The 16,119-nt window shown below is 64.1% G+C and carries 15 protein-coding genes; 11 read left to right on the top strand and 4 right to left on the bottom strand.

From position 1 onward, the window contains the following. Positions 1–136 precede the first annotated feature (136 nt). Genes phnG through D0B32_RS06515 form a run of 7 tightly spaced genes read left to right on the top strand, consistent with a single transcriptional unit; the run spans position 137 to position 6,133 of the window. Positions 137–670: a phosphonate C-P lyase system protein PhnG gene (gene phnG / locus D0B32_RS06545; protein WP_117332888.1), complete on the top strand. Its 534-nt coding sequence runs from the start codon at positions 137–139 to the stop codon at positions 668–670. Continuing rightward, a complete protein-coding gene (phnH, locus tag D0B32_RS06540) occupies positions 670–1,347 on the top strand; it encodes a phosphonate C-P lyase system protein PhnH (RefSeq protein ID WP_404935523.1) in 678 nt (225 codons plus the stop codon). Before phnG ends, phnH begins: the two co-directional genes overlap by 1 nt. Beyond that, positions 1,347–2,525: a carbon-phosphorus lyase complex subunit PhnI gene (locus D0B32_RS06535; RefSeq protein WP_117332884.1), complete on the top strand. Its 1,179-nt coding sequence runs from the start codon at positions 1,347–1,349 to the stop codon at positions 2,523–2,525. Before phnH ends, D0B32_RS06535 begins: the two co-directional genes overlap by 1 nt. Continuing rightward, on the top strand, positions 2,522–3,430 hold the full coding sequence (locus D0B32_RS06530; protein ID WP_117332883.1) for an alpha-D-ribose 1-methylphosphonate 5-phosphate C-P-lyase PhnJ: 909 nt from the start codon (positions 2,522–2,524) through the stop codon (positions 3,428–3,430). Before D0B32_RS06535 ends, D0B32_RS06530 begins: the two co-directional genes overlap by 4 nt. Next, positions 3,427–4,197: a phosphonate C-P lyase system protein PhnK gene (gene phnK / locus D0B32_RS06525; protein ID WP_117332881.1), complete on the top strand. Its 771-nt coding sequence runs from the start codon at positions 3,427–3,429 to the stop codon at positions 4,195–4,197. The genes D0B32_RS06530 and phnK overlap by 4 nt, the downstream gene beginning before the upstream one ends. A gap of 7 nt (positions 4,198–4,204) precedes the next feature. Further along, positions 4,205–4,972, top strand: a complete 768-nt coding sequence (gene phnL / locus D0B32_RS06520) for a phosphonate C-P lyase system protein PhnL (protein WP_117332879.1) — start codon at positions 4,205–4,207, stop codon at positions 4,970–4,972. Between the two features lie 27 nt (positions 4,973–4,999). Beyond that, complete coding sequence (locus D0B32_RS06515) at positions 5,000–6,133, top strand: alpha-D-ribose 1-methylphosphonate 5-triphosphate diphosphatase (protein WP_117333493.1); 1,134 nt, start codon at positions 5,000–5,002, stop codon at positions 6,131–6,133. A gap of 16 nt (positions 6,134–6,149) precedes the next feature. On the opposite strand, the gene D0B32_RS06510 is transcribed toward D0B32_RS06515, so the two are convergent. Together D0B32_RS06510 and D0B32_RS06505 are read right to left on the bottom strand one after the other, a co-directional pair. Continuing rightward, positions 6,150–6,995: a GntR family transcriptional regulator gene (locus D0B32_RS06510; protein ID WP_117332877.1), complete on the bottom strand. Its 846-nt coding sequence runs from the start codon at positions 6,993–6,995 to the stop codon at positions 6,150–6,152. A 119-nt stretch (positions 6,996–7,114) separates the two neighbouring features. Further along, a complete protein-coding gene (locus D0B32_RS06505) occupies positions 7,115–8,404 on the bottom strand; it encodes an MFS transporter (RefSeq protein WP_117332875.1) in 1,290 nt (429 codons plus the stop codon). A 391-nt stretch (positions 8,405–8,795) separates the two neighbouring features. On the opposite strand from D0B32_RS06505, the gene D0B32_RS06500 reads away from it, so the two are divergent. The 3 genes from D0B32_RS06500 to D0B32_RS06490 all read left to right on the top strand — a co-directional run bounded on the left by D0B32_RS06500 (position 8,796) and on the right by D0B32_RS06490 (position 12,727). Next, entirely contained in the window at positions 8,796–10,295 is a 1,500-nt protein-coding gene (locus D0B32_RS06500) for a mannitol dehydrogenase family protein (RefSeq protein ID WP_117333492.1), read from the top strand. 294 nt (positions 10,296–10,589) lie between these two features. After that, positions 10,590–11,372: an ABC transporter substrate-binding protein gene (locus D0B32_RS06495; protein WP_117332873.1), complete on the top strand. Its 783-nt coding sequence runs from the start codon at positions 10,590–10,592 to the stop codon at positions 11,370–11,372. 239 nt (positions 11,373–11,611) lie between these two features. Then, positions 11,612–12,727, top strand: coding sequence for a succinylglutamate desuccinylase/aspartoacylase family protein (locus D0B32_RS06490; RefSeq protein ID WP_117332871.1), 1,116 nt, complete (start codon positions 11,612–11,614; stop codon positions 12,725–12,727). A gap of 85 nt (positions 12,728–12,812) precedes the next feature. On the opposite strand, the gene D0B32_RS06485 is transcribed toward D0B32_RS06490, so the two are convergent. Further along, positions 12,813–14,102 carry an ABC transporter substrate-binding protein gene (locus D0B32_RS06485; protein ID WP_117332869.1) on the bottom strand — a complete coding sequence of 430 codons (1,290 nt, stop codon included), beginning with the start codon at positions 14,100–14,102 and terminating at the stop codon, positions 12,813–12,815. Between the two features lie 154 nt (positions 14,103–14,256). On the opposite strand from D0B32_RS06485, the gene D0B32_RS06480 reads away from it, so the two are divergent. Next, positions 14,257–15,354, top strand: a complete 1,098-nt coding sequence (locus D0B32_RS06480) for a LacI family DNA-binding transcriptional regulator (protein WP_117332867.1) — start codon at positions 14,257–14,259, stop codon at positions 15,352–15,354. A gap of 211 nt (positions 15,355–15,565) precedes the next feature. Here the strand turns inward: D0B32_RS06480 and D0B32_RS33090 are convergent. After that, a partial coding sequence (locus D0B32_RS33090; protein WP_220444908.1) for a hypothetical protein occupies positions 15,566–16,119 on the bottom strand: 554 nt, incomplete at its 5' end.

The following is a 16,119-nucleotide window of genomic DNA, read 5'->3' as shown; positions in this document are numbered from 1 at the left end:
ATTGTAGTGCGCATGCTGTGATGGAAATATGAAAACACGGCCTGCGCCACGGATGCAACCCGTTTACTTCTAAACGTCTAGACGTTTAGATGAATAGATGGTCAAATGACCTTTCGCCGGACCAACAGGAATCACGATGAGCGCCTCATCTGCGTCTTCAGCTGCGTCATCAGCTCCCTCCGCCGCAGCCACTGCCACCGCCGACGCGCCACCGCACGCCGCCACGCGGCGCGCATGGATGGCCGTCCTCGCGCACACGCCGCGCGCCGAACTCGAAGCTGCCTTGAACCGCGCGCTGCACGGCACCACCCCACCCGCCTATGACTGGCTGCGCGCCCCCGAAACCGGGCTGGCGATGGTGCGCGGCCGCGTCGGCGGCAGCGGCGACGCGTTCAATCTGGGCGAGGCCACCGTCACGCGCGCCACGCTGCGTCTGCGTGAGCCCGCTGAACATGCGCCCGTGGGCGTTGCCTGTCACCTGGGCCGCGATCGCAAACGCGCCGAACTCGCGGCGCTGGCCGACGCCATGTTGCAGTTGCCGGGACATGCCCGTCTGTATGCCGACCTGATCGAACCGCTCTCCACGCGGCTCGACGAGGAGCGCAGTGCAAAACGCGCGGAAGCGGCTAGCACGCGCGTCGAATTCTTCACGATGGTGCGAGGCGACTGATGACTCATCCAATGGAAAACGGTGCGAGCGCTGCGCAGATCGCGCTCTCCACGCTGGCCCCTGGCTTCGCCGATCCGGTACATGACACGCAAGCCGTGTTTCGCACCTTGCTCGATGCGCTGGCGCGGCCCGGCACGACCGGTCTGATCGAGCATGTGCTGCCCGCTTCGCGCGCTGGCGGCGCGCATCACTCGCGCGCGGAGCTGGCGGCCCTCGCCGCGTTGTTGACCTTGTGCGATTACTCGACCCCTGTGTGGCTCGCGCAACCCGATCCGGCACTCGCCTCCGCGCTGCGGTTTCATACGGGCGCGCCGCTCGTCGACGCCGCACAAGAGGCCGCGTTTGCGTATATCCACGACGCCAACGAGTTGCCCGAGCTGGCGCAGTTTGCGCTCGGCACTGCGGAATCGCCGGAGCACTCCGTCACGCTGCTGATACGCGTCGAGGCGCTCACGGGCGGCACGCCTGTCGTGCTGAGCGGTCCCGGTATCGAACACACCGCGACCATCGCGCCGGTTGGTCTACCCGAGCACTTCTGGCGTGAACGCGCCGGACTCGCGCCGCTCTTTCCGTGCGGCATTGATTGCTATCTTGTCTGCGGCCATGCGCTGATCGGTCTGCCGCGCACTACCCACGCCATACACGCCGCAAACGCCACACACGCCGAGGTGAACTGATGTACGTTGCCGTCAAAGGGGGCGAACGCGCGATCGAAGCATCGTGGCGTTTGCTCGACAAATCGCGCCGCGGCGACACGCAACTCGCCGAATTGAGCGTGGCACAGATCCGCGAGCAATTGCGCCTCGCCGTGGCCCGTGTGATGACAGAAGGCTCGGTATACGACGAGGAACTCGCCGCGCTCGCCATCAAGCAGGCGGCCGGCGATCTGGTCGAAGCCATCTTTCTGCTGCGCGCGTACCGCACCACGCTGCCGCGTTTTGGCTACACACAGCCGCTCGATAGCGAAGCGATGCGCGTGGAACGCCGTATTTCCGCGACGTTCAAGGACGTGCCCGGTGGCCAGTTGCTTGGCGCGACGTACGATTACACGCAACGTCTGCTCGATTTCGCCTTGCTGGCCGACGCGCACGCATCAGGCAACGCCACCGGCGAGCCGGCAACCGTTGCTCCACGCGATGCCGTCGACGCCACACCCGAAGCCATGCCGCGCGTCGTCTCGCTGCTCAACAAGGAAGGTCTGATCGAGCAGGAAAGGCCCACGCCCGAGGCCGCCGAACCCGGCGACCTGACCCGCGAGCCGCTCGCCTTTCCGGCCAGCCGCGCCACGCGTCTACAGAATCTGGCGCGCGGTGACGAAGGTTTCCTGCTGGCAATGGGCTACGCCACGCAACGCGGCTACGCGCATTCGCATCCGTTCGCAGGTGAGATTCGCTTCGGCTCCGTGACGCTCGAAATGGAACTCGACGAACTCGGCGAAGCAGTGGAAATCGGTGAGATCGATATCACCGAATGCCAGATGATCAATCAGTTCGCCGGCAGCGGCGAGGTGCCGCCCACCTTCACGCAAGGCTACGGTCTCACGTTCGGCCATTGCGAACGCAAGGCAATGGCGATGGCGCTGGTCGACCGCGCATTGCGTGCCGAGGAGCTGGGCGAAACCATCGCGTCGCCCACCCAGGACATCGAATTCATGCTCTCGCATAGCGACAGCGTCGAAGCCTCCGGTTTCGTCCAGCATCTGAAGCTGCCCCACTACGTCGACTTTCAGGCTGAACTCGAACTGGTCCGCCGTCTGCGCGCGCAGCATGTGGCAACCTCTTCGAGCATTGATTCGGCATCCTCATCACCCGATGCAACTGAAACCGCCCCATCCCAGCAGGAGCAAGCGGCATGAACGCGCCAGAAGCCAACCTTGCCCCTCAGGCATTCGATAGCGCCGCCGAGGGCTACAACTTCGCCTACCTCGACGAACAGACCAAGCGGATGATTCGCCGTTCGCTGCTGAAAGCGGTGGCCGTGCCTGGCTATCAGGTGCCGTTTGCATCGCGCGAAATGCCCTTGCCGTTTGGCTGGGGCACGGGCGGGATTCAGGTCACGTCGGCCATCATCGGTCGCGACGACACCCTCAAGGTGATCGACCAGGGTTCCGACGAAACCACCAACGCCGTGAACATTCGCCGCTTCTTCGCGCGCACTGCCGGCGTGAAAACCACGCGCCGCACCGTGGACGCGACGATCGTGCAGACCCGTCACCGCATTCCCGAAACACCGCTCACCGACAAGCAGATTCTCGTCTATCAGGTGCCGATGCCCGAGCCGCTGTACCGTCTCGAACCGCGCGCCGCCGAGTGCAAGAAGCTGCACGCGCTGGCCGATTACGGCCTGATCAGCGTGAAGCTCTACGAGGACATCGTGCATCACGGCAGCATCGCCACCACGTACGACTACCCGGTGATCGTCAACGAGCGTTATCTGAGTTCCCCTTCGCCGATCCCGAAGTTCGACAATCCGAAGATGCATATGAATCCCGCGCTGCAATTGTTCGGCGCGGGGCGCGAGCGGCGCATCCACGCCATTCCGCCCTATACGCCCGTGCGCAGTCTCGACTTCGACGATCATCCGTTCGAGATCCAGCGCTGGGAGCACGCCTGCGCGTTGTGCGGTTCCAAAGAAAGCTTCCTCGATGAAATGATCGTGGACGATGCGGGCACGCGCATGTTCGTCTGCTCCGACAGCGATTACTGCCACGACCGCCGCGAAGCACAGCAGCCCGCTCACGCCGAAGGAGAATCCGCATGACCCCGCTGCTGCAGGCGCATAACATCACGAAGCAATACGGTGGCCGCAACGGCTGCCGCAACGTCAGCTTCGATCTGTATCCGGGCGAGGTGCTGTGCATCGTCGGTGAGTCGGGCTCGGGCAAGACCACCCTGCTCAATACGCTCGCGCTGCGCACCGAGGCCGACAGCGGCACGCTGCATTACACCGCCGCGCACGGCGATACGCTCGATCTGCGCGCGTTGTCCGAACCGCGCCGCCGTCTGTTGATGCGCACCGAGTGGGGCTTCGTGCAGCAGAATCCGCGCGACGGTCTGCGCAGCGGTGTCTCGGCAGGCGCCAACATCGGCGAGCCGTTGATGGCCGTGGGCGCGCGTCACTATGGACAGATTCGCCACACCGCAACCCAATGGATGGAGCGCGTCGAACTGGACACCGCGCGCATCGACGAACTGCCGGCGGCGTTTTCTGGCGGCATGCAGCAACGTCTGCAGATTGCGCGCAATCTCGTCACCGGTCCGCGCCTCGTCTTCATGGACGAACCCACGGCCGGTCTCGACGTTTCAGTGCAGGCGCGTTTGCTCGATCTGCTGCGCACGCTGACCACCACGCTGCATCTATCGGTGCTGATCGTGACGCACGATATCGGCGTGGCGCGACTGCTCGCGCATCGGCTGATGGTGATGCAAGGTGGCGAAGTGGTCGAATCAGGTCTCACCGACCAGGTGCTCGACGATCCGCAGCATCCCTATACGCAAACGCTGGTTTCTTCGGTTCTGCCGGTTTGAGGCTCACATGTCATCCATCGAACCTCGCGCGTTTGAACGCGCGTTTCTCGACGACGCAGCGCTTATGCTGCGCGCGGTCAATATTGGCAAGACCTTTACGCTGCACGCGCAGGGCGGCGTGCAGATCGACGCGCTCGCCGATGTCTCGCTCGACGTGGCACGCGGCGAGTGCGTCGTGCTGGTCGGGCCGTCCGGTGCGGGCAAAAGCACACTGCTGCGCTGCCTGTACGGCAATTATCTGGCGAGTAGCGGCGCCATCGCGATCCGCTCTGCGCAGCACGACGTGCAGCATGTGGACATCACGGCGGCCGAACCGCACGACGTGCTGCGTTTGCGACGTGACGTGGTGGGCTACGTCAGCCAGTTTCTGCGCGTGATTCCGCGCGTGAGCACACACACCCTGGTGGCCGAGCCGCTGGTCTCGCGCGGTGTACCGGAAGACGAGGCGCGTGAACGCGGCGCCGCGTTGCTGGCGCGCCTCAATGTGCCCGAGCGTTTGTGGTCGCTTGCGCCCGCCACGTTTTCCGGCGGTGAACAGCAGCGCGTGAACATCGCGCGTGGGCTGATTGCGGGGCATCCGCTGCTGCTGCTCGATGAGCCGACCGCTTCGCTCGACGCGGAAAACCGCGCCGTGGTGGCCGAGCTGATCATCGAAGCACGCGAGCGTGGCGCGGCGATCGTCGGCATTTTCCATGACGAAGACACCCGTGCGAGAGTGGCGACGCGCCGCCTCGAACTGCAACCGCCGCTGCGTCGTCAAGCAGCGCTACACTGACGTATAGATCGAATACGGAGCATGTCGATGTTGATCAGGAACGCTCGCATCGTGACGCGAGACGAAGTATTTACCGGCGTGGTGCGCGTCGAGGACGGCACGATCCGCGACGTGGAACGCGGTACGACCTCCGCGCCCGAAGCCGAAGACTGGAACGGCGATTATCTGTTGCCCGGTTTGATCGAACTGCACACGGATAATCTGGAAAAGCACCTCGTGCCCCGGCCAGGCGTGCAATGGAATACGGATGCCGCGTTCGTGATTCACGACGCGCAAGTGGCGGCGGCAGGCATCACCACGGTGTTCGACGCGCTCTCGATCGGCTCGCGCACCAACGCCGGTCTGCGTGGCCGCGAGCAGCAAACGCAATGCGCGCGGGCGCTATCACGTTTCTCCGAGCGGCAGTTGCTGCGCGCCGAGCACTTCCTGCATCTGCGCTGCGAGATCGCGACGGCCGACGTGGTCGAAATTTTCGATTCGCTGTGCGCGCATCCTTTGTTGCGGCTCGCCTCGGTGATGGATCACACGCCTGGTCAGCGGCAATGGCACGACCGCGAACAATGGCGCCGCTTCCAGGAACGCAACGGCAAGCTGAGCGACGAGCACGTGACCACGGCGCTCGCTGAACTCGCCGACGAACAGGAACGCTACGCCGACGCGCATCGCCGCGAGATCGTCGCGCGCTGCAAGACGCTTGGTCTGCCGGTGGCGAGTCACGACGACACGCTCGTCGAACACGTCGAACAGGCGGCGGCGGAAGGGATCGTGCTGGCCGAGTTTCCGACCACGCGCGTCGCAGCCGTTGCCGCGCACGAGCATGGCATTGCCACCATCATGGGCGCACCGAATATCGTGCGAGGCGGCTCGCACTCGGGCAACGTGTCGGCGCTGGAACTGGCGCGTGCCGATCTGCTGGATATTCTCTCGTCGGATTACGTGCCGTCGAGCCTGCTCACGGCCGTGTTCGAACTGGTCGACAAGGCGGGCTGGAGTTTGCCGCGCGCAATGGCTACCGTTTCAGCGGAACCGGCGCGCACCGCCGGGCTGCATGATCGTGGCTCGATCACGCCGGGCCTGCGGGCGGATTTCGTGCGGGTGACGATGCTGGACGCGCTGCCCGTGCCGCGCGCCACGTATCGAGCCGGCGCGCGCGTGGTCTGAAAGACAGGACCGAGACTCAAACCGAAAGCGGCACGCGCTCCGGCTCGTCCGCTTCGAACCAGTCCGGATTGCGTGCTGCAATCGGACCCAGCGACACCAGAATTTCGCGCAGATGGTGCCGCATGGCTTCCTCGGCCGCGCTCGCGTCGTGCGCGCGCAGGCCGGCGAGAATCTTCGCGTGCTGGCGGATCAGCAGATCCAGCGGCGACACATCCGGCAGGCTCAGATAGCGCACGCGATCCATCTGCGCCTTGATGTCCTGAATGGTTTCCCAGGCCGCCGTGCAGTCGATGGACTGCGCGATGCCATAGTGAAACGCCTCATCCAGCGCGAGAAATGCGGCCGTGTCGTTCGCCCTGGCGGCGAGCCGCTGATCGCGCAGGTTGTCGGTCAGGCTTTGCAGTTGCGCGTCGGTAATCGCAACGGCCGCTTTGCGCACCACGGCGGTCTCAACCGCTTCACGAATGAAGCGCCCTTCGCGCACCTTGCGCGGCGAAATACGCTTGACCAGCGTGCCACGCTGCGGCAACACCTGCAGCACGCCCGCTTCCACCAGTTTGATGAAGGCCTCGCGTACCGGCTGACGCGAGACCTGAAACATGTCCGACACTTCCTTTTCCGACAGCGGCGTGCCCGGCACCATCTGGCCAACGAAAATCGCTTCGCGCAGCGCACGGAAAATCTGCTTGCTGATGGGTTCGTGTGAATCGAACGAGACGCTCTCGGTGAGATCGGGCAACGGAGCGCGCGATTCAGCTGTGGCACGGATACGCTGACGGCCGCCAGCAGAGGCGCGCGGTGCGTCGGCGGCGAGCGCTACAGGCAGCGGCAGCGCGATATCGGGAGACTTTCTGGTCGGCATGGCAGCGATAAGGCAAAGCAAACGGATGGATTCGCGCGGTGCCCGTGACGAGGGTGCCAAAGGTGCATGCCACCGTAGCCATACACCTCGACAAGCATTCGCGTGGGCGCCACACCATACTACCATGCACGTTTCATCTGCACCTTGGGTCGCGGCTCGCGAATCCACACCAGCGAACACAGCGCGCCGAGCACGGCAATCGCACCTGCCAGCACGAACGCACTGCCGTACGCGCCATGCGTGGCCTGGATCATGAAGCCCGTCACGGCAGGCCCGATGACGCCCGCCAGATTCGCTAGCAAATGCACGAAGCCGCCCACACCGCCAACGTGTTCACGCGGCACGGTGTCCTGAATCACGGCCCAATACACCGAGCCGGTCACGTACAGAAAGAAGATCGACACCGACATCAGCGCGACCGCGCTTTGCGTGCTGGCGACGCGCCCCGCCAGCGCCACGCAGACCGCCGCCGCGCCGAGACATACGGCCAGCACCAGCTTGCGTGACAGCAACGGCTTGCCGGTCAGACGCAGGATGCCGTCGGAGACGAAGCCGCCAATTGCCAGCCCGATGCTGCCCAGCAGCCACGGAATCACTGTGGCAAAGCTCATGTCGCGCAAGCTCAGGTGGTGCGCCTCGGTGAGGTAGGTGGGAAACCACGAGAGGAAGAAGAACAGCACGTAGTTGTAGGCGAAGAACGCAAATGCCGTGGCGAGAATCATCGGTTGGCGCAGGAAGTGTCCAAGCCCAAGGCGCGCTCCATCCACCGCGTGCGAGAGGGTCTGCTCTTCGCCCTGCCCGGCCGCGATGAAGTCCACTTCCTCGCGTGAAATACGCGGGTGATCCTGTGGATGCTCGGTCGTGGTCATGGCCCACAAAACGAGCCACGCGAGACCCAGCAGCATGATTGCCACGAACGCCCAGCGCCAGCCGAAGCGCACCGCCATATAGCCCACCACGGGACCGGCGAGCGCGCCGCCTAACGGCGTGCCCGAACTGATCACGCCAATGGCGCTGGCCACCTCCTTGCGGGGAAACCAGTTGTTCACCATCTTGCTGTTGGTCGAACTGAACGGACCTTCGCCCATCCCAAACAGCACACGCAGCACGATCAGCGAGCCGATACCGCTGGCGAGCGCCGTGGCCCCGCAGAACACGGACCACACGCCCATTGCCACGCCGAACACGCGCTTCGCGCCGACCCGGTCCGACAACACGCCACCGACGAAGTTGAACAGCGCATAGCCGACGAAGAAACTGCTGAACACGATGCCCATCTGCGCATGGGAAAACTGCAGGTCTTTCTGGATCAGCGGCGCCGCGATGGACAGCGCCGAGCGGTCGAGATAATTGATGACGCCAGCGAGAAAAAACAAAGCAACCACGTACCAGCGTTGACTCTTGATCATGAAGTGTCTCCTACATGGCGCCTCTTGACGGGCGATAGATAACGGCAGCGGCGGGTGTGGTGGCTGGGGCACCCGTGCACGGGTGAAACGTGATGTCGCTATGCGCGTCTTGTGACACGAGGCGCGCGAGGTATCCGCGGGCGCGGCCGACCTGACCGGCCAACCTCAGGGCCAACCCCTGAAGGCTCAACCCCGGGGCCAACCTCAGGGCCAACGCCGCATACGGATTACCCTTAGAGGCATCGTATTTCAGTGTTGAACGATGCTACCATACAAGTATAGTAAAGCGTCAAATGCGGGTTTCCCCTGCTTTTATTGGCCCGCTGCTGATTTCTCGTTGCCCGTTCCGTTCGTGCTGTACCTTGCTCCGTATCCGGATCCCACGCTCATGATGCCTTTGCCCACGCCTTTCATTTCCGTGCCGCTTCTGACCCGCGACGCGCTCCCCACGCTCGGCACCCATGTGCTGCCCGGGTCGTGGCGTGAGCCGCGCATCGGCATCGTGCACCTCGGGATCGGCAACTTTCATCGTGCGCACGAGGCGCTGTACACCGAGGAAGCCATGCTGACGGCCGGCGGCGACTGGGGTATCTGCGGCGTCACGTTGCAAGGCGATGTGAGCAAGCGCGATGCCTTGATGGCGCAACAAGGCTTGTACGGTGTCGTCGAACGGGGTGCCGAGGGCGAAAAAGTCACCGTGGCGCGCGCCCTGCTCGAAGTGCTCGCCATGCCGCACGATCACGATACGCTGTTCGCGCGCCTCGCTGACCCGCTCGTGCGGATCGTCTCGCTTACCGTCACGGAAAAGGGCTATTGCCGCGATCCCCGCACGGGAGATGTCGATCTTAACGATGCGCTGGTGGCGCATGATCTGGCGCATCCCGACGCGCCGCGCAGCGTGCCCGGCATTCTGGTGGCCGCCTTGCGGCGCCGCCGCGCCAATCCGTTCACCGTCCTTTCTTGCGACAACCTCGCCCACAATGGCGCGGCCTTGCGTCAGGCGGTATGTTCGTTCGCGCGGCAACTCGACCCGGAACTGGCCGATTGGATCGAAAGCAAGGTGGCGTTTCCTTCGACGATGGTCGATCGCATCGTGCCCGCGACGACTGATAGCGAGCGGGCGTCCGTGATCGGCGCCTTGGGCTATCGCGACGCCGCGCCGGTGCCGTGCGAGCCCTTCCGCCAGTGGGTGATCGAAGATCGTTTTCCGGCGGGACGTCCCGCCTGGGATCGCGTGGGCGCGCAACTCGTGGACGACGTCACGCCCTTCGAGCTGGCCAAGCTGCGCATGCTGAACGGCACGCATTCCACGCTCGCGTATCTGTCGATGCTGGCGGGCTTCGAAACCATCGACGCTGCGATCAGCGACCCTGACATGCATCATCTGATCCACACGATGATGACCGAAGAAATCGCGCCGACGCTCAGCGTGCCCGCTTCGTTCGACGTGCTCGCCTATCGCGACGCCCTGCTCGCACGCTACGCCAACCCGGCGCTCAAACACCGCTGCGCGCAGATCGCAATGGACGGCAGCCAGAAAATCCCGCCGCGCCTGCTCGGCACCATCGCCGCGCGCATCTGCGCGGGGCAGCCCTTCGCGCGGCTCGCGCTGGCAGTCGCCGCCTGGATGACGTTCCTGCGCGGCCACGCCGACGACGGCTCGCGCTACGAGATCAAGGACCCGCTGGCCACGAAGCTGCAGGCGCTTGCCGCCACGGCAAACGGCGAGCCGGAGATGCTGCTCGCCGCGCTGCTGCCGGTCCGCGAAATCTTCCCCGCCGCGCTCGCCAGCGAGCCGCGCTTCGTGCGTGCGTTGCAGAACGCGTTGCAGTCACTGGCCCACGGCGCCCGCGCCGCGATTGCGGCCCAATCGCCCGGCACAGCAGGCTGACGCCAGGTTTGCAGACATCTGCGTCCGGATGTGGTTGATTTAGTTAAAAAACTTCGTACAATCCCGACTGCCTTGCGCTGTGCACACGTGCCCGCCTTTAGAGGCGGCCGTCGGACACCATCCGGTGTTTCACTGAGCACGTAATCTTTTTGACCTGATAAGCTTTGCGCGCGCTGCTGGCCGGTAAGGCTCGCGGCCGTTCAACCTGCCCGGTCGTGAGTCGCGCCGGGCACGATCTCGCGGCGGCACAACCGCATGCGGGAGCAATACGAACTACCACCGAGGAGTAAAACAGTGAAAAAACTGCTAGCGGCTTTGACGATCGCTCTGCTTGCCACCGTTTCGATTGGCGCACATGCGAAAGACTGGACGACCATCCGTTTCGGCGTTGACGCCAGCTATCCCCCGTTCGAATCCAAAGGCACGGATGGCAAGCTCGTCGGTTTCGATATCGACCTCGGCAATGAAATCTGCAAGCGCCTGAACGCGAAGTGCGTGTGGGTCGAAAACGACTTCGACGGCATGATTCCCGCGCTGAAGGCGAAGAAGTTCGACGGCGTGCTGTCGTCCATGTCGATGACGCCGCAACGTGCTGAACAGATTGCCTTCTCGGCCAAGCTGTTCAACACGCCAACCCGTCTCGTGACGAAGAAGGGTTCGGGTCTGCAACCGACGCCGGAATCGCTGACGGGCAAGTCGGTGGGCGTCGAACAGGGCACCATCCAGGAAACGTACGCCAAGACCTACTGGGAGCCGAAGGGCGCCAAGGTAATCTCGTACCAGAACCAGGATCAGGTCTACACCGACCTGCTGTCGGGCCGTCTCGACGCATCGCTGCAAGATGCAGTGGAAGCGGACATCGGCTTCCTGAAGACCCCGCGCGGCGCTGGCTATGAATTCGCCGGCAAGGACATCGTCGACGAGAAGATCCTCGGCAACGGTGCAGGCATCGGCATGCGTAAGGAAGACACCGATCTGAAGACGAAGGTCGACAAGGCCATCGCCGACATGATCAAGGACGGCACGTACAAGAAGCTCGAGAAGAAGTACTTCGACTTCGACGTGTACGGCAGCTAAGCAGCAGCCAGTACGCAGTCGGCGCGGCTTGCCGCGCCACCGTGTGATCGAAACGGGCCCCGCCATATGCGGGGCCCGTTTTGTTTCCAGATCGGCTAAGATCGTGCGATCCGGTCTTGCCACGCGGCACGCGGGCGGCCCCTCAAGGGCGCAGCCGGATTCCGTTTTTCATTCTGCAATCAACCACATAGCGCGGTTTTTCGCTGACTTCGCGCAGCGTCCACGCGCTTTCCGACATCATGCAAACCCAAACCCATCCGTTGATTTCACCGACGCTCGGCACCTCGCGTAGCCTGACGAGTTTTCACTACGGTCCAGGCGGCGGGCAGAAAATCTACATCCAGTCCTCGCTGCATGCCGACGAACTGCCGGGCATGCTGGTGTCGTGGGCGCTGCGCCGCAAGCTCGCCGCGCTCGAGGCGGCCGGCAAGATCAAGGGCGAAATCGTGGTGGTGCCGGTGGCCAACCCGATCGGGCTGAACCAGCATTTCCTCGGTCATCTGACGGGGCGCTTCGAAACCAACAGCGCGCAGAATTTCAACCGCAATTTCCACGATCTCGCCGCGCTCGTGCAGCCCGTTATCGAGTCGCGTCTCACGGACGACGTCGATCACAATCGCACGGCGATCCGTCAGGCAATGCGCGAAGCACTCGAAGCGCAAAAGCCCGAAACGGAACTGGGCTCGCAACGTCTCGCGCTGCAACTGCTTTCGTATGATGCGGACGTCGTGCTCGATCTGCATTGCGACTGGGAAGCCGCGTTGCATCTCTACACCAATCCTGACCTGTGGGCCGACGTCGAGCCGCTCGCCTGCTATCTGGATGCGAAGGCGTCGCTGCTCGCGCTCAATTCCGTGGGCAATCCGTTCGATGAGATTCACAGCTTCTGCTGGTCGGATCTGCGCGGCCGTTATGGCGACCGTTTTCCGATTCCGAACGGCTCGATCTCCGTCACCATCGAACTGCGCAGCCAGCGTGACGTCAGCTATGAATTCGCCGAGCACGATGCGCAGGCGATCATCGAGTATCTGACGCTGCGTGGCGTGATCGACGGCACGCCGGCACCGCTGCCGGCGCTCGAATTCGCCGCGACGCCGCTCGCGGGCGCCGAGCCGATCGTCGCGCCGATCAGCGGCGTGCTGGTGTATCGCACCGAACCGGGCGCGTGGGTCGACGTGGGGCACCCCATCGCGGATATCGTCGATCCGTTGACGGATCAGGTCGTCACGCTCAAGAGCACGGTGGCGGGGGTGATGTACGCGCGCCATCTGACGCGCTTTGCGACTGCGGGGCTGGAGTTTGCGCGGATTGCCGGCGCGAAGGCGTTCCGCTCGGGGTCGCTGCTGTCTAACTGATTGTGTCGTGCGGCGAGCGGTGCGTAGCTACTCGCTCGCACCGCCCGCTTTGACTTGACTGGCTGCGTTTAACCACGCTGGCGTTTTACTGCGTCTTTGCTGCCACGGCGAGTTTGTCCGCGGCCTGCTGCGCGGTTTCGCTGTCGTCGTTCCAGTAGTTGCCGATCACGTCGTAGAACGCGCCTTCAACCGCCGGGCTCACGACCATGTCATGCGCCCACGAGGGCACCAGCGTGCCTTTGCTCTGCGCGCTGGTGAAATCAGCGGCGGACTTCTTCGCGCAGTCGTCGAACTTCGACAGATCCATGCCCTGGCGCACCGGAATCGATCCCTTGTTCAGGTTGAAAATCTCCTGGAATTTCGGGCTCAACAGCAGGCTCGCGAGATCCTTCTGCCCCTTCTCGACATCCGCGCTCTTCACCTTGAAGAACGCAAAGCTATCCACGTTGAAGGTGTATGAACCCTGCGAACCCGGACCAGGAACACACAGATAATCCTGACCGGGCACCTTGTTGGCAACAGTGAATTCGCCCTTCGCCCAGTCGCCCATGAACTGCATCGCAGCCTTGCCGGAAATCACCATGCCGGTGGCCATGTTCCAGTCGCGGCCCGTCTGACCCTTGTCAGTGTACGCCTTGATCTTCTTGAACGTCTCCAGCGCCTTCACCATGGTCGGCCCTTTGAGCGTGGCCTGATCGAGCTGGACGAAGGCCTTCTTGTAGAACGCCGCACCCCCGACACCGAGCGCCACGGTTTCGAAGGTTTCCGCTTCCTGCCACGACTGGCCGCCAATCGCCACCGGTGTGATGCCGGCTTTTTGCAGCGCGTCGGCGGTCTTGAAGAAGGCGTCCCATGTGGTCGGCGCCTGGGCATTGACCTTTTTCAGGGCATCGGCGTTGATCCACAGCCAGTTGACGCGATGCACGTTGACCGGCGCCGCCACATATTGCCCCTTGTACTTCATGATGCTCGAGATCTGCGAGGGAATCAGCTTGTCCCAGCCTTCGCTTTTGGCGACATCGTCGATCGAGACCAGTACGCCTTCATCGCCCCACTCCTGAATCGCTGGCCCTTTGATCTGCGCGGCAGCGGGCGGATTGCCGGCGATCACGCGGGTCTTCAGCGCGGTCATGGCGTTGCCGCCGCCACCGCCCGCGACCGCAAAGTCCTTCCACGTGTCGCCCTTCTCTTCGAGCATCTGCTTGAGAACCTGGGCGGATTTTGCCTCGCCACCGGAGGTCCAGTAATGCAGCACTTCGACTTCGGCCGGGCGCGCGACGTTCGCGGCAAACAGTGCGGCGACGCCCAACGCACAAGCGGTGAACCGGGCAGTCTGGCTGGCGCGTTTCGCCAGGATGGTGGATTGCGTTCGCATGGCACTGTCTCCTGATGGGTCGTAGCTATTTTCGTTCTGAACCGCCGGCGATGGTAGCGCTACCAGCACCATTCACCCTATCCGGGTGAACCCTGCCTCAAAGGAGCGCCTTGCAGGACTTCCTTTCGGTAGTGCGCGAGGCGATACTCGCAGCATGAACAGAAAACCGACCCAGGCGACGCGGCAAGTATCGAAAGCACCCCACGACACGCCTGCCGATCCTGCTGACGCGCGCGAGCGGTCTGCACGCCGGCGTCCCAGTGGACGTGTGACGATTGCCGATGTCGCGCGTCATGCGCAGGTCAGCCCGATGACCGTTTCGCGCGCGCTCAAGAATCCCGCGCAGATCCTGCCGGAAGCGCGCGAACGGGTCGAGGCGGCGGTTGCCGCGCTGGGCTACGTGCCAAGCCACGCAGCGCGCACGCTCGCGTCATCGCGCTCGCGCCTGGTGGCGGTGCTGGTGCCGTCGCTGTCGAACGCCGTGTTCGTCGATACGCTCGCCGGTATTCAGGATTGCCTCGGTCCCGCGGGTTATCAGTTTTTGATTGGCAATACGAACTATTCTGCCGACAAGCAGGCGGAACTGGTCTCGACCTACCTCGCGCATGCACCGGACGGTTTTCTCGTGACGGGAATCGACGGCTCGGGAACCCTGCTACAGCGACTTGCGACAGCGCGCGTGCCGGTCGTACGCATGTACGACCTGAGCCGCGCCGCTGATGAATGGTCAGTGGGATTCTCGCAGCAGAGCGCGGGGTTCACGCTCACACGCTATCTGCTGGAGCGCGGCTACCGGCGCCCGGGTTTCATTGCTGCACAACTGGACCCGCGCACCATGCAGCGCCGCGCCGGCTTTCGCCGCGCGTTGCGCGAGGCCGGGCTGAACCCGGACGTCGAGATTCTGACGAAGGAACCGTCGAGCGTCGGCCTGGGTTCGGCGCTGCTCGCGCGCATGCTGGAACATGCGCCGGATTGCGACGCGATCTTTTGCAACAACGACGATCTGGCGCTGGGTGCGCTGTTCGAATGTCAGCGTCGCGGGCTCGCCGTGCCGGGACGTATCGCGATTGCAGGCTTCAACGATTTGCCGCCTTCGGCATGGTCGAGGCCGTCACTTACTACGATCACGACGCCGCGCTACGAGATCGGCTTCCAGGCGGCACAACTGCTGCTGCAGGTTCTGGATGGACAGCCGCCCGACCGAAACCACATCGACCTGCGTTTTACGCTGACGCCGCGCGAGAGTGCCTAGGCGTTGATTGCGCAGAAATGAAAACGACCCGGTCGGGGAAGCGACCGGGTCGTTGGGTGTGCTGCGTTTTCGGGTTGTGTTGGGGCTCGTCCAGGTTACGCCCAGGTTGCGCTCCGTAGCGCCGAGGTTTCTTTGCGCTTTAGCGCTGGGCGCAGTTGAACAACGCTTGATGCTGGATGTGGTCATCTGGGTTGGAGCACCTTCGCGCGGGTTACACGCGAAGGTGCTCCAACGATCCGCACTTCTTGCGTTGCGCGGATCGCTTGCCCGGATCGCTTGCCCTAGTGGCCGCCGTGGCCGCCGCCGCAACCACCACCGCTCGAACCGCCGCCGTGGCCACCACCCATGCCGCCGCCCATACCACCGCCATGACCGCCCATGCCGCCACCCATACCACCGCCGTGACCACCCATGCCGCCGCCATGACCGCTGCCGCTGCTGCCACCGGAGCCGCTGCCACTGCCGGAATCGCCGCCGCTACCGTGGCCACTGCCGCCACCGGCGCCGCTGCCGCTTCCGGGGCCGCCAGGGCCGCTGCCGTTGCCGCCCCCGGGGCCACTACCGCCTCCGGGGCCACTACCGCCTCCGGGGCCACTACCGCCTCCGGGGCCACTACCGCCGCCGTGGCCGCTTCCGCCACCGTGGCCGCTTCCGCCGCCATTGCCAGGACCGCTACCGCCAGGGCCACTGCCACCACCATTGCCGGGACCGCTGCCGCCGGGGCCACTACCACCGCCTGATCCGCTGCCGCCTCCGGGGCCACTA

Source organism: Paraburkholderia sp. DHOC27, from assembly GCF_003429005.1.
Taxonomy (GTDB): domain Bacteria; phylum Pseudomonadota; class Gammaproteobacteria; order Burkholderiales; family Burkholderiaceae; genus Paraburkholderia.
This window is presented reverse-complemented; position numbering and strand designations above follow the sequence as displayed.